The following is a 17,262-nucleotide window of genomic DNA, read 5'->3' on the forward strand; positions in this document are numbered from 1 at the left end:
GGATGAGCAATTCGAACCGCCTCACCATCGCGATGGTGGGGACCCGAGGAGTGCCCGCGGCCTATGGCGGTTTCGAGACCGCCGTCGAGGAGGTCGGTCGCCGACTGGCGGACCGCGGCCACGACGTCGTCGTGTACACCCGCGGTTCGGAGCGGCGCGAGAAGGAGTACCTCGGCATGCGGGTCGTGCACCTCCCCGCGGTGCCGATCAAGCAGGTCGAGACGCTCTCGCACACCGGGTTGTCGGCACTGCATCTCATGTTCCGACGGCGACCCGATGCCACCTTCGTCTTCAACGCCGCCAACTCGCCGTTCCTGCCACTGCTCCGGATGCGCCGCGCGCCCGTCGCGCTGCACATGGACGGCCTCGAGTGGCGGCGCTCGAAGTGGGGACCGCGCGGCAAGGCGTACTACCGCTGGGCGGAGCAGTTCGGCGTGCGCACGGCCGACGCGCTGATCGCGGACGCACCCGGCATCGCCGACTACTACCGCCACCAGTTCGACGTGCCGACGGAGCTCATCCGCTACGGCGCCCCGATCCTCGATGAGCTGCCCGCACGCGGCGTCGCCGAGATGGACCTCACGCCCGGCGGGTACCACGTGGTGGTGGCCCGGTTCGAGCCCGAGAACCACGTGCTCGAGATCGTGCAGGGCTATCACGCCAGCGACGCGAAGCTGCCGCTCGTGGTGGTCGGCTCCGCGCCCTACAGCGCCGGGTACACCCAGGAGATCCAGCGCGTGGCCGACAGCGACGACCGGATCCGGCTGGTCGGCGGGGTCTACGACCAGGAGCTCCTCGACGCCCTGTACGCGAACGCACTGACCTACCTGCACGGCCACTCGGTCGGGGGCACCAACCCCTCTCTGCTCCGTGCCATGGGTGCCGGGACCGCCGTGATCGGGTTCGATGTGCCCTTCAACCGCGAGGTGCTCGACGGCAACGGCTGGTTCTTCTCCGATGCGGATGACGTCGCCGCGCACGTCATGGCCGCGGAGGCCGACCCGGAGCGGACCGCCTCCTTCGCGACGACCGTGCAGGAACTCGCACGCACGCGCTTCCGCTGGGACGACGTCGCCGACGAGTACGAAGCTCTGGCCCGACGGCTCGCGGAGCGCTCGACCATCCATCCGGGCGCCCGGCGCGCTCGGCGCCGGACAACCGACTGGGCTCCCGCACCTGCCGGATCGGCTGCGCCGTGAGCAACGACACGTCACGGCAGACGGTACTCCTCGTGCATCCCGGTGCGGAGCTGTTCGGCTCCGACCGGATGCTCCTGGAGAGCGCCATCGGCCTCGTCGAGACGGGCGCCCGCGTCGTGGTCGCTCTGCCGAGTTCCGGACTCCTCGTCCAGGAACTCGTCGCGGCCGGCGCCGAGGTCGTCATCGTCCCGATGCTCGTCCTGCGCAAGGTCCTGCTGACACCGCGCGGGCTTCCGCGTCTCTTCCGCGACACCTTCCGCGGTCTCGGCGCCGCGTGGCGACTGATCGGACGGCTGCGTCCCGACGTCGTCTACGTCTCGACGATCATCATCCCGCAGTGGCCGCTCGTCGCGCGGCTGCGGCGCACGCGCTCGGTGAGCCACGTCCACGAGGCCGAGGCGTCGGGCAACCGCCTCGTCAACGGCATCCTCTACTCCCCCCACCTCGCCTCCCACCGCACGCTGGTGAACAGTCGTTTCAGCCTCGACACGATCCGCGCCGCGCTCCCCGCTCTCGCCCGCCGCTCGCACGTCGTCTACAACGGGGTCGCGTCACCGCCGCATCCCCTGGCCCCGCGACCGCGCGTCGAGCGTGCGCTCCGCGTGCTCTACGTCGGACGCCTCTCGCCGCGCAAGGGCCCCGACCTCGTGATCGACGCCGCATCTCGGATGCACGCGGCCGGACGCCCGGTCGACGTCACCCTCCTCGGCGCCGTCTTCGAAGGGTACGAGTGGTTCGAGCGTGACCTGCGCCAGCAGGCCGCGGAGGCCGGGGTCCCGGTCGACTTCGCGGGATTCCATCCGGACATCTGGCCGTTCCTCGCCGAGGCCGACGTGCTCGTCGTGCCCTCACGCGTCGACGAGCCGTTCGGGAACACCGCCGTCGAGGGCATCCTCGCACTGCGTCCCGTGATCGCGAGCGACAGCAGCGGGCTGCGCGAGGCGGCCGGCGGCTACGCGACCGCGCAGCTCATCACGCCCGGAGACCCGGATTCGATCGCGGCCGCGCTCACCGACATCGACACCCGGTGGGACGAGATGGTCTCGACCGTCGCCGACAGCCGTGCCGAGGCGCTTCGCCGCCACGCTCCGGCTGTGTACCGGTCGAGCATCACGGCACACGTCCTGAGCTGACGGCCGCCGCCTACGCGCCGCCGTCGCCGGCCTGCGCGACCGATTCGCGGCTTCCGGCCGTGAGGCGCGAGCGATGTCGCACGATGTAGATCGAGAACGGGATCAGCTGGCACACGACGAGCGCGAAGGCGACTCCGATCAGGGGACCGGCGATGCCGAGCACCGGTGTCAGGACGAACGACAGCACGATCCCCACCGCCGCCATGCTGAGCGTCGGGATGACCTGGAACCGGATGCCCGGCTTGTCCATGATGAACATGCCGAGGGGATACACGGCCGCGGTCATCATGATCATCAGCCCGAAGGCGAAGATCGTGGTCGGACGGACGGTCAGCTCGCCCTGAGTGATGAACCCGAACAGCCACGGACCGACCAGCCACACCATCACCGTCGCGATCGCGATGGCGGCGGCGAACAGGGCGGACAGCAGGAACGGTCCGCGGCGGAGTCCACCGTCGTGTCGCATCCGCGCGAAGTGCGGCCAGAGCGCGAGCCCGCCCGCCATGACGAGGCCGTTCAGCGCGAAGAAGACCTGCCCCGCCACGCCGTACTCGGCCACGTCGGCCGGTCCGCCGAGCTGCGCGATCACGTAACGCTGCGAGCCGACGGCGATGGGATAGGTGACCATCTGCGCCAGCATCGGCCAGCCGACATCCATCACGCGCACACCGGGATAGCGACGAGGACGCAGGACCATCCGGGCGGCCGCCGGGATCAACGGGGAGGTGGTGCGGGCCGTGATGAGCACGCCCAGCACCGACACCAGGAACGAGGCCGCGAACGACGCCACGGCCACGAAGGAGTGCAGGTCGTCGCCGCCGAACGTGAGGATCAGCCAGACGCCGGCCAGGGTGAGCGGTGAGATGAGCCCCTGCAGCAGGATCACGATGTGGTTCCGGCGCTGCCCGAGCATGATGCGCGCCCAGATCCCGAGCGGGATCCCGAGGCAGAAGATCGTCACGCAGTAGAACGCCGCCAGCGACGCACCCGGCCGTCCGCCCGCCTCTCCGAAGACCAGTTCCCAGGCGCCCGTGAGCACGAGGATCGTGTTGATCGCCATCGCGGTCGTCGCGAACATGAGGAGCACGCGCCCGACCGAGGTCAGCTGGTAGCGCAGCTTCTCATCGGTGCGCACATCGTCACTCGTCGCCACCGCATTGACCAGCACCGCCCCGCTGCCGAGGTCGGTGAAGGTGAGCAGCGAGGGGATGGTGGTGAGCAGCGTGTAGAGGGCGAAGCTGTCGACGCCCGCGCCGCCGATGATCATCCGGGTCGTGAGAACGCCACAGACCAGCGCGATGACCATCGTCAGCGCGCGGGCGCCGACAGCGAGAAGTGAACCCATACCTACATCGTCACCGTGGCAGGGCCCCCAGGGTCGCGCTGTTACCGGGGAGTCGCGATACCGAAGCGACATCCGTCGGCACCGGGACCGCCACGGACGCCTGAACCGCGCGATACGCAGGCTGCAGGGCGTACGCACCGGTGACCACGCTCGTCCCCTCCGCGAACCGGGACCGCCGGTCCTGCCCGGTCGAGGCGGCGAAGGCGGCCAGGGTGTCGGTCACCGCAGGATCTCTCGAGACCGCGCCCTTCGACCACGCCGAGAACCATCTCGGGGTGCCGGCCGCGGTCCGGTGGTAGAGGTTTCCGTTGACGCTCGACACCATCTGCGAGCCGGTGTACTGCAGCGAGTAGTCCTGCACGCAGACCAGGCAGTTGCCGGCGCTCTCCGCCATGACGTTGTTCGACATCACGACGTTGCGGACGATCCACGGCGCCAGCGGTGCATACCGCGTCCGCGGGTCGTGACCGGCCGCGTTCGGGTCGGAGGCACGGCGAGCGTCCTGCCCGATGCTGATGTTGCGATTCGCATTGCCGACGAAGGTGTTGTTCCAGATCTTGACGTTTCCGGAATTGAGCACGAAGAGTCCGAAGTCACCGTTGCGCGCGATGATGTTGTCGGCCACGACGGCACGCTCGGACAGCTCGACGAGCAGGCCGTGGCCGGCGTTGCCGATGACGTCGTTGCCCGTGAACGCGATGTCCACCACCGACTCGTCGAACCAGGGACCACGTCCGTAGTTGCCGGTGAACGCGCTGTCGGTGACCGTCACCCGCTGCGTCCTCGTGACCTTGAAGGCACCGGACACGGGCGAGTGGTTGAAGCGCTCGGAGTTGTTGCCGGTGGAGAGCATCTTCGTGACCTTGAGGCCGTCGGCCTGCGAGGCACCGCCGCCGAGCAGACCGTTGCCGATCAACGAGACCCGGGTCAACGAGGTGCCGGGAGCCCAGGAGTAGAAGCCCGTCGTCGAGTTGTCGCGGATCGTGACGTCGGTCAGGGAGATGTTCGCCGCGGCAGCGATCACTGTTCCCATCTGAGGAACGCTGGTCGCGTAGCGGCGGACGCCGATCCCACGGACCTCACTGCCGGCCGACCGGATCGACAGCGCCTGCGTGAGCACGCTCGCCTCGACCGTCTTGCCCTTGGGATCCGTTCCGATGACGAGGCGCTTCCCCGCGGTGTCGACGAAGAAGGTGCCGGTCGTCACCTGCGCCGCGGACCCGACCTGGCGCAGCTGGGCGCCGGCGATCCACACCTGATCAGGATGCGCCGCCATGGGATAGGCGGGGTCGACGAAGCGCCACTCGGCCTGGGTGTTGTCCGGCGCGCCCTGGGTGTACGTCGGGCTCGAGTCGAGCGCCGTGGTCCACCCGCTGACGACCCAGGTCTTCCCCGATGCCTGCCAGCCCGTGACGACCTTCGTCCCGTCGAGCCAAACCGCCTCGTTGGGCGCCGGCTGGATCGTGACGCGCTTCTGCGCCGGGACGATGATCTCCTCGTGATACGTGCCCCCGCGGAGCACGATCGTTCCGCCGTTCGGCACGAGCCGCAGCGCGGCCGCGACGGTCTTGACCGGAGAGTTCTGGGTTCCGGTCGCTCCGTCGTATCCTCCGGGCGCCGCGTAGACGGCCGTCGCCGGTGCCGGGTAGGACAGTGAGCCGGGCGCTCCGGCACCGGGGGTACCGCGCACGCCTTCGGGGGTGGTCGGCGGAACCGGCACGGTCGGGGGCGTCGGCGTCGGCGCCGGAGTCGGCGTCGGCGTCGGAGTCGGAGTGGGTGTCGGCACCGGAGCAGGAGTCGGCGTAGGCGTCGGCGTCGGCGTCGGCACCGGTGTGGGCGTCGGTGTGGGCGTCGGCTTCGGCGCCGGGGGCGTGACCACCGGAGTCGTGGCGAGCACGTTGTCGATCCGGACCGGAACAGCCGCCTTCGCCCCCGAAGACGTGTAGAGCGCGAACGCGTAGCCGCCACGGGCCTGGAGCCGCGAGGCGGACGCATCCGAGTACGACACCTGCCAGGCACCCGGCTCCGCGGCCCCCGCGGCCCAGGCCTTCGCCGAAAGGGCGACGGGGTTCGTGCCGGTGACGCTGAGCGCCACGTTCAGTGTCGTGCCGTTCTTCACCGTGAGCGGGAGCCGGCGTTCGGCGAGGCTCTTGACGCCGGTGAGGTCTGTGAGGCGGACGACCGACACGTATGCCGAGCCGTCCGGATGCACGCGCAGCCGCACGCCGTAGGAGTCCTTGCCCGACACGCGCACGGCCTGGGCCAGGTAGAGCGGACCACCCTTCGGGAGGGTCGGCACGGTGACGGCGAACCGGCTGTTCACGTCGGCGGCGCTGACACCGTCTGCCGTCGCCCTGGCCGTGATCCCGGGCTTGCGGCTCGCGAGCTGGGCTTTGCCGCCCGAGACGCTCGAGGTGCCTTCGACCACGCGCCAGGCGCCGACGGGCGAGGATCCCCATCCCGAGCGGACGGCGCGCTCCATCTTGTCGTCGATGACCGACGTCGACGTCGCGGCGGCCGATCGCACGGCGGCTGCCGGCTGCGCGCCGCCTGTCGGTTGCGCCGAGGCGCGCGGGCTGTCCGCGAGAGCGGAGGCCGGGAACGCCGTCAGCACCGCGGTCGCGGCGAGGACCGCGGCGAGTGCACCGGCGGTGGTTCGGACGCGGCGACGCCGCGGCGGAAGAGCGGTCATACGAGATGACGCGCGGGGGAGGAACGGAAAGGACACGATGTCACCGTCTTCTGGGGAGATTCTACGATCAACCAGCACCTTCGCCGCAGTTTAAACCCCGGCGGCAAAGAGCGAGCCCCCCTCGCAACTCATGAAGACTAACCCGGGTATCCGGGCAAGACAAACCTGTACGACGCAAATACCGATATGGAGCACTCGCTCCGTCCGCCGCTCACGCCGCGCGCCGCGGGGGCTCAGTCGCTGTAGTACTCGCTGCGATGACGGTCGGGACGCGCACGGTTGAGCACCGTCCCGAGGATGCGGGCACCGCCCGACTCGAGCGACTTGATGCTCTTCGCCAGCGCGGCGCGACGCGTCTTGGTCGCGTCCACGACGAGGATCACGCCGTCGGTCTGCGTGGCGAAGAGGTTCGCATCGGCGACGCTCAGCGTCGGAGGCGAGTCGATCACCACGTAGTCGTACTCGGCGGCGGCGAAGTCGAGCAGCTGAGCCATGCGCGAGGAGGTGAGCAGCTCCGCCGGGTTCGGCGGCACGGTCCCGGCGGGCAGGATGTCGAGGGTGCTGTCGGCGACGCTGTGCTTGGCGACCTCGAAGTCCACCTCGTCCAGCAGCACGCTCGTGAGTCCGATCGAGCCGTCGATACCCGCATGCTCGTGCGCGCGCGGGCGCCGCATGTCGGCATCGATCAGGAGGACGGAGTTGCGGAGTCCGGCGAGCGTCATCGCGAGGTTCACCGAGATCGTCGACTTGCCCTCCGCGGGCATGCCCGATGTGACCAGCAGAACCTTCACGCGGGACGACACGTTCGCATAGGCGAGCGCCGAGCGGATGCGGCGGAACTCCTCCGAGGTGTGTCCGAGCGGCTCCTGCGAGACGGCGATCCCCCGCGTCGCGAGCAGCGGCGACTTCGAGACGACACCGAGCACGGGGTCTCCACCCGCCTGGGTCAGAGCCTCCTCGTTGCGCACACGCGTGTCGAGCACACCGATCAGCACCGCCACCGCGAGCCCCAGGACGCCTCCGAGGAAGCCGCCGAGGAGCGCGTCGCGCGGCTTGCTCGGCGTGAACTGGAACTCGGGCACGACCGCGTCGTCGATCACCTGGGCCGTGATGGTGGACTCGCCCTGCGGATCCTTCGGAGCCACATCCTTCACCACGACGATGAGCTGATCCGCGACCGCATTCGCCAGCTCGGCCGCCGCCTCGGCGTCATCGGTGATCCCGGTGATGCGCAGGGTGACCGTGCTCTGCGGGATCGAGACCTCGATGTCGCGGGCGAGCGCACGCGGCGTGGTGTCGAGGCCGAGCTCTTCGATGACCGGCTCGAGCACGCGCGAGCTCGTGGCGAGCTGGGCGAACGAGAGCATCTGGCTCTGCGTATACACCGAACCCTGGTTGAGGTCGGAGGCGCTGGTGCCCTGATTGAGCGCGAAGTAGAGCGAGGTGGTCGCCTGGAACAACGGCGTCTGCAGCGAGGCGTACCCGTAGGAACCCGCCGCGCCGAGGACCGCCGACAGCACGATCAGCCACCAGAACTTCCGCAGCGAACTGGCTATGACGCGCAGACTGACCCGGCTCTCGCCCATGACTCCCCATTCCCCCTGAGACTTCGATACTAGAGGAATCACCGTTTCGGCACCCTCACGACGATGGTTGCGGCGGTGACGTCCCGAGGGGCATCCGCACGCCCTCCGACCACCCGGATCCGACCTCCGACGACGCGCCGGGCGCCCCGCGAAGGGCGTCCGAGTCCCTCGCCCACGTGATGGCCAGCCCCACGCAGAACCAGAGGAACATGCTGTATTGCGTGATCAGCGCGACGACGACGAGGCTCGGGAGCTGTCCGACGACCGCGAGCGATGCCGGACTCCGCGTCGAGCGCTTCCACGCCATCACCGCCGCGCACACCACCGCCGCCATGATCAGCAGCGTCGGCACGTAGCCGTAGCGGAGCAGGGTGAGGACCAGGGCGTTGTCGACGGAGCGGGCGAAGTAGCCCAGGTAGTAGTCGCCGGAGACCAGCGAATGCCAGTCGCCCGGGTTGCCGAACAACTGCACCTGTTCGAGGAGCACCAGCAGATCGGTGCGATAGTCCGCGCTGCCGCCGGCCTCCTCCCCTGCGGCGCCGAAGACGGTGTCGATGATCGGGATGACGATGGCCGTGCCGATGACGCCGGCAAGCGCCACGGTCACCCGGAACCGCGTGGAGACGCCCACGATCAGGAACGTCGAGAGCACGAGCGTGAGGACGAGCGTGAGAAGTCCCACACGGCTGAAGGTGAGCACCGTGGCGACCGCGATGATCACGATGCCGCTGATCTTGGGCAGCAGCCTCCACTTGGTGGCGACGACGAACGCGGACGACATCGCCAGGGCCGCGCCCAGCGCGATCGAGTGTCCGAACGCCCCTTCCACGCGCAACACGCCCCCGCGCTCCTGCAGCGGACTCCAGGTGTCGTAGACGACGCCGGAACCCGGGATGAGCACGAACGGGTTGAACGAGGTGAAGAACTCGACGACGGCGAGGGTCGCCGCCACGATGGCGACGACCGCGATCGTCGACGTCACCCATTCGGGCGCGACCCGCGCGAGCACGACCCGCCCCCAGATGTACGGGATCACCCATTCGAGCAGCGCCGCGACGAGGGACGGGAGGTCGACGGAGCCGAAGCCGTACAGGCCGACCACGACCAGGATGAACACCGCGACCCAGGCGTCGGCGGCCCGAAGCGGTACGACGGACCAGTTGACGAGGATCATCAGCGCGGTGAGCAGCGTGATCGCAGCCCAGTAGAAGCCGATGTTCACGCCCACCCAGAGCGGGATGAAGAAGAGCACGCAGGCCCACACCACGAATGCGGCCCGCGGCAGCAGTCGGAGGACGAACACGACGATGGCCACTGCTGCGATTCCTCCGACGGCGAGGAGCGCGATCGGAACAGCAGTGGCCATGCGTCTGGATCTTACTGGGGCGCGGTGACGCGGAACGAATCGAAAGAGACGCCCAGTGCCGCGGTCGAGCTCCCCGACCGGTTGCCGCTCAGGCCGACGGCACCGGCGCCCAGGGGCGTCGCATCCGTGGCGTTGAGCTGCCAGTTCGCCGGCTCGGTGCCACCCGTCGCCCAGAACTTCGCCGACAGGGTCGCCGAGGACGTTCCGGTGACGGACACCTTCAGGTTGTAGGAGGTGTTCGCCGACCAGGTGAGACCGGGCACGGCCTGCGTGAGCAGCACGGTTCCCTCGCGGTGCGCCACGAGCCAGACGGTGCCGTCAGGACGCAGCCAGGCGCGGACGAAGTACTTCCCCGCGGCGGACTGTCGCGCGATGACGCCGATGTACGCGCCTCCCGCCGCCGGTGCCTGGTCGACACGGAACTGCGTCTCGAGCACCGCATCGGCGATCGAGGTGGTGTTGAGCGTGGCGTGCCGGGTGTCCCCCGCGATCAGGGCCAGCTTGCCCTGGCCGTCGGCGACGGTGGCGGCCGCCTGCGACCCACCGGCGATCGTCCATGCGCCACCCGTGACCGCGCTGCCCCAACCGGGACCGGCGGTGCGGTCGAACTCATCGCCCGCGAGCGGAGCGGGGTTCGGGTCCGGGTCCGGATCGACCGGAGGCGCCGTGACCGTGACCTGCTTGGTCGCGGTGTGCGTCGCACCCTTGTTGTCCTTCACGGTCAGCGACACGGTGTAGGTGCCCGCCGCCGTGTAGGTGCGCGTAGCCGTCGCTCCGGTGCCCGTCGTCCCGTCGCCGAAGTTCCACGCGTAGGAGGCGATGGTCCCGTCGGAATCGGTCGACGCGCTTCCGTCGACGTTGACCGTCAGCGCGGTCGCCGTGGCCGTGAACGCCGCCGTCGGTGCGACGTTGGTGGGCTCGGGCTCGGGCTCGGGCTGAGGATCGGGATCCGGTGCCGCGGCGCCGAGGTTCTTCACGGAGAAGTCGTCGAAGCTCGCGATGTTGGTCCCGGTCGCACTGCCGGCACGGTAGGAGAACACCGTCGGTGCCCCCGCGACCTGCAGGGCCGGCGTCGCGTCCGTGGTGGACAGCTGCCAGGTGGCGGGCTCTGCTGCCCCGCCCGCCCACAGCTTGGCGCGGATCGTCGTGGTGCCGGAGCCGGTCGTCTCCATCAGGAGGTTGAACGTGCTCCCCGCGGTCCAGGTCAGGCCGGAGACCGCCGTGCTGGCGATCGCCGTGCCGTTGCGGTGGATCACGAGCCACGTGGTCCCGTCCGCACGGTGCCACGCCAGTGCGCGGTAGCCGTTCGAGCCGGAACGACGTGCGCCCAGTCCCTCGTAGGCGACGCCCGTCGACGGACCGGCGGACAGCGTGTAGCTGATGCGCGCCGAGGTGTCGAGGAGAGACGTTCCCTGCAGGAGCATCTCCCGGGTCTCGCCCGGAGTCAGGTTCACCTTGCCCACGCCGTCTCCGACGGAGGTGACGGCGGCCGAGCCGCTCATCGGCGCCCAGGTGCCGCCGACATCAGCCGCGCCCCAGCCGCTCGACACGACGCGACCGAAAGCATCGGACGCGGCGAACACCTGTGCCTGGACGGTCACGGACTTCGTGACCGTCGCCGAGCCGCCGAGGCTGTCGGTCACCGTGAGGGTGATGTCGTGTGCTCCGGCCTGCGCGTAGGTGTGGCCGGCGGTGACGCCCGTTCCGGCGGGAGTGCCGTCGCCCCAGTTCCAGGAGTAGGACAGCGTCGCGCCGTCGGATGCGCTCGAGCCGGAGCCCGAGACGCTCACGCTCAGACCGGACGCGGTCGAGGTGAAGGCCGCGACAGGGTCCGCATGGGTCGCGGCGGCCTGCCGCGTGGTCGACGCGGTCCCGCCCCGGTTGTCGGTGACGGTCAGGGTCACCGTGCGGGTGCCCGGCGTCGCGTACACGTGGTTCGCGACCTGACCCGTCGAGGTCGATCCGTCGCCCCAGTTCCACGCGTACGAGGCGATGGTGCCGTCGGAGTCGGTGGACGCCGAGGCGTCGGCGGAGACCGACAGACCGGTGCCGGTCAGCTCGAACGAGGCGGTCGGCAGCACGTTCGCCGCCTGCACCACGACCGGCTTCTCGACCGTCGTGGCCAGCCCATTGCTGTCCGTGACCGTGAGCCGAGCCGTGTAGGTGCCGGTCGCCGCGTAGGTGTGCGAGACCGTCTTGCCCGTGCCCGTGCCCGAGTCGTCACCGAAGTCCCAGCGGTAGCCGGCGATGGTGGCGGAACCCGCCGGAGCGGAGGCGCTCGCGTCGAAGGCCACGTCGAGGTCGGTCGCCGTCGCGGTGAACGACGCCGTCGGGGCCTGGAAGCCCTTGCCGATGCCGTAGTGCGTCTGCACCTGGGTCTGCGTCAGTGCGTACGGGTAGACCGCGACCTCATCGAGCGCTCCCTTGAAGTACTTGGAGCTCGGCGCCGAGGGCCAGCTGGTGAGGTTGTCCCCGCCGATGCGCCAGTACCCGACGTAGTTCTCCGCCGTGGTCGCGCCCGCGTCGGAGGCGACGAGTTCGCCGTCGACGTAGAGCTTCATACCCGCCGCGCTCTGCGTCGCCACAGCGTGGTGCCAGGCGTTGTTGTTGAGAGCGGTGTTGTTCTGGATCGTCTGCGTGCTCCCGTTGTAGGTGCCGAAGACGAGCCGACCGTTGTTCGTCATGTAGAGGTGCCGGTCATAGCTGGTCGAGTCTCCGGTCGCCGCAGCGCCGTAGCCGATCAGCTTGCCGCCGGTCGTGGTGTTCGTCTTGAACCAGAGCTCCGTCGAGAACTCCTCGGGAGCCGCGACCTTGTCCGTCGTGGAGACACGCCCCGTGGTGGTTCCGGTGAACGTCGAGGCACCGGTGGCGGTGTTCTCGACGCCGGAGGTCGACGACGTGACGCCCGATCCGAACACGGGGGTGTTCGCGCCGGCCCAGTCCTGGGCCGCAGTACCCAGCGGGTAGTACAGCTGCGGCTCGTCGGCCGAGACGGCGTTGACGTAGCTCGAGACGGCTCCCGCGGTCACCGTCGCCGTCATGGCCTGACTGCTGACGCTGTTGCCGTTCCCGTCCTTCGCGACGACCGTGTACTCCTGCTGCGAGCCGGGAGGTGCCGTCTTGTCTTCCAGGATGACCGCCGGGCGGTTCCACCAGGTGCCCTTGGCCGTCGTCGTGGCGACCGGGGTGGCCGTGCCGGTGCGGCGCAGCTCATACGTGAGCGTGAGGTCGTCACGGTCCCAGTTCGCCGGGATCGAGACCCGGACCCGGCCGGGGATGAACGACTGCGCGGTGCCGGTCCAGTTCGCCGCGGACAGGCGCGGGCCGTCCTTGGCTCCGCCGGGAGGGTTCGTCGAGAAGCGCACGAGTCCCTCGAAGCGTCCGTTGTTCACGGAGCGGAACTCGCCGCCGATCGAGATCATGTTGCCGGCTCCGGTGATGGAGAGTCCGGCCTGGCCCATTCCCGTCGTCACGCCGACGGCCCAGTCGGGCGTCCAGGCGTAGGGCGACGGTGCGGGCGTGCCCGCCCAGTTCTTGTACGTGCCACCGGCCGCGGGCTGGTTGCCCAGCGAGCCGCGAGCATCGGCCGTGTACGCCTCGGAGTAGCGGTGCGTGCGCGGGTTCTGCTCGGGGTGCAGGCTCATCGTCCCGCAGGCATGCGTGTGGCTCGTCGTGTAGACGACCTTGCCGGTCGAGTACACGCCGTAGTGGTCGCCGAGGCAGTCGGCGATCCAGCGGACCTGTCCGGTGCCGGCCTCGGCAGCGAACGTCCCCTCGAGGTTTCCGGTCGCGGCGTCGGCGTACACCCAGCCGGTGCCGTAGACGGCCGTGGAGTCGGCGGCCAGGCCGAAGATGCCCGCCTTGCCCGAGTTGGCACCGGTGTTCGACCCGTTCTTGACCGTCTGCGGCAGTGCCCAGGCGGTGTCGAGGGCACCGGTCGTCTTGTCCAGGGCGGCGGTGCCGCGCATGGTCAGGTCACCGTTCACCTGCGAGAAGCGCCCGGCGGCGATGACGTTCTGTCCGGCAGGGTCCATGACCATCGCGTCGACCTGGAGGTCGGTCTGCGGTGCCCAGCTCAGCAGTGCGCCGTTGGTGGCGCTGAACGCCGCCAGGTTCTTCCGTGCCGTGGCGTTGCCCTGGGTGAACAGGCCGCCCACGTAGACGCTCGATCCGGAGGTGGCGAGGGCGTAGACGCCGCTGCCGCCGATCGACGGAGAGAATCCGGGGACGAGCTGACCGGTGACGGCGTCGAGAGCCGCGAAGTTCCAGCGCGTCTGGCCGTTGACCGAGTTGAAGGATCCGCCGATGTAGATGCGGCTGCCGTCGGGCGAGGCCGCGACGGCCTTGATGACACCGTTGACCTGCGGCGCGAACGACAGCAGCTGTCCGGTGTTGATGTCGTAGGCGAGCACGTTGGAGCGGGCCGTCAGGCTCGTTCCCGGCACCGCCAGGGGCGCACGGGCGTTGTCGAACTTGCCCACCGCGTACACGGTCGAGCCGATGACGGTCTGCGACCAGACATAGCCGTTGTCGATCTGCACCGTCGGAATCGGATCCGACGTGACGACGTTCTCGTCACGCTGCAGCAGCGGCGGTGGCGTCGACGGCACGTCCGCCGATGCCGCCTGCGCGCCCAACGTCGTCATGCCCGCGACGAGCAACGCCGCCGTCACGACGGAGGCGAGAGCGCTCAGCGCCCGCCTCGAGGTCGATGTGTTCCCCATAGTGACTCCCCAGCCGCCAGTTTTCTTCTTCGAAAGTGTGAGTGTGTTGCTTTGCCGATTACAGCGAGATGCGAAAAGCGTGTGTCAGGACAGCTGGCCGGCGAAGGTCGCGACCGGCTCTCCTGCGGCGTAGTTGACGCTGATCTTCACCGAGCGCCCCTTCGTCGGGTCGAGCATGAAGACGTAGGTCCCCGTCGCCTCGGAGCCCGCGGCGAGCTCCCCCGAGAGGGGATCGTTCCCACCGGCGGTCGTGGCGACGCCGATGTCACCGTCATCGGTGACGAGGTTGACCACGGCCGAGTCGACGCTCTGCGCCCGCTTCGAGTCGTTGGCCACCGAGATCGTGACGACGACCGCGGAGCCCGCGTACTCGCCGGGCGTCTGCGGCTTGATGGTCGTGGTCGCGATCTTGTCGATCGTGACGACCATGTCGGTGGAGAGGGTGATCGGCTCCGCGAGCTTCCCGCTCTCCTCGGTCAGTGCCGGCGCCTCGGTGGGCCCTTCGGCCTCCGGGTCGGCGGGTGCCGTCCAGTCGGTCGTGCTGGTGCCCTCGGGCGCAGGAGACTCCGAGGCCTCAGGGGCTGCGGTGCAGCCTGCCGTCAGGAGTGCGAGCGCGACCAGAGGCGCGATGAACATCGCGCCACGTCTGCGCGAAGAGCCGTCCCCAGAACGGCATGATGAAACGTTGAACACTGCAGCTCCCCACAAGCCAGAATCCCCGCCGAGGCCCCCTCGGCCTCGGTATTCCCCTTCAACCACGCAGAACGCGGCGTCGGCTAATGGTAGTGCGCAGGGCGGGAATCCACAAGACCCCGCTCAGGATGCGTGCCGACGCTGCCCGCCGAGCTGGGCCAGGATCGTGGCGACCGCGGCTTCCACCTCGCTGATGGTGTCGCGGTGGCCGCGGCTTCCGTGCCGGTCGGCGATGCTGGCGGGGTCGCCGGAGTCGCGGATCCCGAGGAGCCGCCGGAATCGACCACCGGCGCTGTCGGAGCCGACCAGCGGCACGGCCCGAGACCGCGCACGGTCGAGATGCGCGACGTACTCCGCCACCCGGTCCGGTGCCGACGAGGAGAAGCCGGCGCCCAGATGAGCCGCCTCCTTGATCGTGAACATCCAGTCCCGTGATCGCGGGGCGAGCCGCACCAGGTCGCCGCGGATGTCGCGCGAAGCGGCGAGGACGATGCTCGACTGCTCGATGAGTTCGAGCGTGACGGGCTTGGCGCGATGCGTCTGCGCCTGCGCGCGCCACTCCTCGTCTTCATGGACGGACGCGACGAGGGTGCAGATCGGATCCCCGGCGGTCGCGCGGATGCCGGCACTGTCGACCTGGATCGTGGAGTCCGCCCCGAGACCCCGCCGCAGCGCGAGCTCGGCGAGCGGCGAGCGGCAGACGTTGGCGGCGCACACCACGAGGATCTTCTCGCCGGTCATGCGTCGGCACCCAGCCTTCCGATCTCACGGAACCACTTCACCGCGGCGAGCGCGAGGAACAGGACCGCCGCGGCGCAGAGAGCGCCGTAGCCGACGAGGAACGCCGGGGCCCAGCCCCACAGCACGAAGACCAGGCACACCAGGCCGAAGTCGGTGGGCAGGAGGACGAGCGAGCGCAGGAGCGTGCCACCGCCGCGCTCGTGCGTCGACGCGACCGCGTGCTTGCCCTTGAGCAGGTCGTTGAGGAGCATGCCCGAGAACGTCGTCGTGGCCACGATGCTGAACACGATCGGGATCAGCAGGAGCAGCGGCGTCTCCGGGAGGACGCGGTAGAGGCCGATCAGCACCGCCAGGTGCAGCGAGGCGATCTTGAGCGTGTCGATGAAATGATCGAGCCATTCGCCCTGCGCGCTCCCGCCCCCGCGCAGTCGGGCGACCTGCCCGTCCGCCGAGTCCCAGGCGTAGCCGAGCACGAGCAGCACCGCGATCAGGATGCCCATCGGCACGTTCACCGGACCGAACGCGATGAGGCCGATCGCCACGAAGGAGTGCACGGCGCTGATGATCGAGACCTGATTCGGCGTGAGGCCGATCCGGTACGCCACGGCGGCGAGGACCCGCCCGATCCGCCGATTCACGTAGACGGAGTACGCGGGCGCCCCCCGGGCATGCCCCTTCTGCGCCCGCGCGAGACGGTGATATGCGTCTACGACCATTTCCTGCCCTTCTGGTCCGTCCCGTGAGCCCTGGCGATCCGCCGCGCCTCGCGCACGCCGCGGAGGTACGCGCGGATCGGGGCAGGCGACTGGATGAGCTGCCGGCGTCCGCCGCGGAGGATCACCTCGCGGGCGGTGCGCGGGATCGAGCGCCGCCACCGCTGCACGGCCGCGTCGTCGAGATGACGCACGGCGAAGAGCATCCGGTTGCGGATGTTGTAGTAGTAGTAGCCCTCGGATTTCGCGCGCGACGCCTCGGGCTCGACCCGCTGGGTGCCGCCCTCGTCGTGCACCGCCCGAGCGTCCTCGACGAGCGCGAGCTCACCCCCGGCCGCCACGACCCTCCGGGAGAAGTCGACGTCCTCCCAGTACAGGAAGTAGTCGTCGTCGAACCCGCCGGAGAGCTCCCACAGCTCGCGGGTGATCCACAGGCAGGCCCCGCTCAGCCAGGGCTCGAACGGCTGCGCGTCACCGGCGACGCGCTTGCGACGCGCACGCATCGTGCCGTCGTCGAGGAGGAGGTCGATGCCGGCGAACCAGGTGCGTCCTTCGGAGTCGGCGATGACGGGAGAGGCCAGGGTGGTGCGCGAATCAGCGGTCGCGGCGGCGAGCAGGCGGAGCGAGTCGCCGTCGATGTGCGCATCCGGGTTGATGACGAGGACGTCGGTCGCCCCCTCGGCGAGCGCGCGCGTCACGCCGATGTTCACGCCGCCGCCGAACCCCGAGTTCGTGTCGGGCTCGACCAGCAGCCACCCGTGCTCCTTCGCGACGTCGCCGACGGCGCGACGCTCCTGCGCGCCGGACCAGTTGTCGACCACGATCACGATCGCGTCCGGATCGATCGTCCGCGCTTCACGCTCGACGGTCACCAGATTGCGCCGCAGCAGGCCGGTGGAGGCGTAGTTCACGACCACCACGGCAAACCGCCCGTGCACGATTGACACGCGATCCTCCCCCCGGATCCGGGTCACGGATCGCTTCGGGTCGCCGGTCGAATTCCCCGGAGTCGCGACCGGCGTCGACTCCCAGGAGAACGACTATACGCGAGAGGTGCCTCCGGAGACCGG

The 17,262-nt window shown here is 69.7% G+C and carries 11 protein-coding genes; 2 read left to right on the top strand and 9 right to left on the bottom strand.

The features are described 5' to 3' along the window. Positions 1-2: 2 nt before the first annotated feature. Both AC07VM_RS12040 and AC07VM_RS12045 read left to right on the top strand, forming a co-directional pair. Positions 3-1,199, top strand: coding sequence for a glycosyltransferase (locus tag AC07VM_RS12040; RefSeq protein WP_494911383.1), 1,197 nt, complete (start codon positions 3-5; stop codon positions 1,197-1,199). Beyond that, positions 1,196-2,332: a glycosyltransferase family 4 protein gene (locus AC07VM_RS12045; RefSeq protein ID WP_494911384.1), complete on the top strand. Its 1,137-nt coding sequence runs from the start codon at positions 1,196-1,198 to the stop codon at positions 2,330-2,332. The genes AC07VM_RS12040 and AC07VM_RS12045 overlap by 4 nt, the downstream gene beginning before the upstream one ends. Before the next feature lie 10 nt (positions 2,333-2,342). Here the strand turns inward: AC07VM_RS12045 and AC07VM_RS12050 are convergent, their stop codons facing one another. From AC07VM_RS12050 to AC07VM_RS12090, 9 genes are all read right to left on the bottom strand, one after another. Further along, positions 2,343-3,677 carry an MATE family efflux transporter gene (locus AC07VM_RS12050; RefSeq protein WP_494911385.1) on the bottom strand — a complete coding sequence of 445 codons (1,335 nt, stop codon included), beginning with the start codon at positions 3,675-3,677 and terminating at the stop codon, positions 2,343-2,345. Positions 3,678-3,687: 10 nt separating this feature from the next. Next, the gene (locus tag AC07VM_RS12055) at positions 3,688-6,369 is read right to left on the bottom strand and encodes a right-handed parallel beta-helix repeat-containing protein (RefSeq protein WP_494911386.1); all 2,682 of its coding nucleotides are present in this window, start codon (positions 6,367-6,369) and stop codon (positions 3,688-3,690) included. A 233-nt stretch (positions 6,370-6,602) separates the two neighbouring features. Next, positions 6,603-7,955 (bottom strand): tyrosine-protein kinase domain-containing protein, encoded by a 1,353-nt coding sequence (locus AC07VM_RS12060; RefSeq protein WP_267417184.1) that lies wholly within the window; start codon positions 7,953-7,955, stop codon positions 6,603-6,605. Between the two features lie 55 nt (positions 7,956-8,010). Then, the gene (locus AC07VM_RS12065) at positions 8,011-9,321 is read right to left on the bottom strand and encodes a hypothetical protein (protein WP_494911387.1); all 1,311 of its coding nucleotides are present in this window, start codon (positions 9,319-9,321) and stop codon (positions 8,011-8,013) included. A gap of 11 nt (positions 9,322-9,332) precedes the next feature. After that, entirely contained in the window at positions 9,333-14,045 is a 4,713-nt protein-coding gene (locus AC07VM_RS12070) for a PKD domain-containing protein (RefSeq protein ID WP_494911389.1), read from the bottom strand. Between the two features lie 84 nt (positions 14,046-14,129). Next, positions 14,130-14,681, bottom strand: coding sequence for a DUF4352 domain-containing protein (locus tag AC07VM_RS12075; RefSeq protein ID WP_267417180.1), 552 nt, complete (start codon positions 14,679-14,681; stop codon positions 14,130-14,132). A gap of 180 nt (positions 14,682-14,861) precedes the next feature. Then, positions 14,862-15,479, bottom strand: coding sequence for an arsenate reductase/protein-tyrosine-phosphatase family protein (locus tag AC07VM_RS12080; RefSeq protein WP_494911391.1), 618 nt, complete (start codon positions 15,477-15,479; stop codon positions 14,862-14,864). Beyond that, positions 15,476-16,195 (bottom strand): CDP-alcohol phosphatidyltransferase family protein, encoded by a 720-nt coding sequence (locus AC07VM_RS12085; RefSeq protein WP_494911393.1) that lies wholly within the window; start codon positions 16,193-16,195, stop codon positions 15,476-15,478. The genes AC07VM_RS12080 and AC07VM_RS12085 overlap by 4 nt, the downstream gene beginning before the upstream one ends. Continuing rightward, a complete protein-coding gene (locus AC07VM_RS12090; protein WP_494911395.1) occupies positions 16,186-17,139 on the bottom strand; it encodes a glycosyltransferase family 2 protein in 954 nt (317 codons plus the stop codon). The genes AC07VM_RS12085 and AC07VM_RS12090 overlap by 10 nt, the downstream gene beginning before the upstream one ends. Positions 17,140-17,262 lie beyond the last annotated feature (123 nt).

The sequence above is a fragment of the Microbacterium sp. GW821-FHT01D02 genome (genome assembly GCF_059422585.1).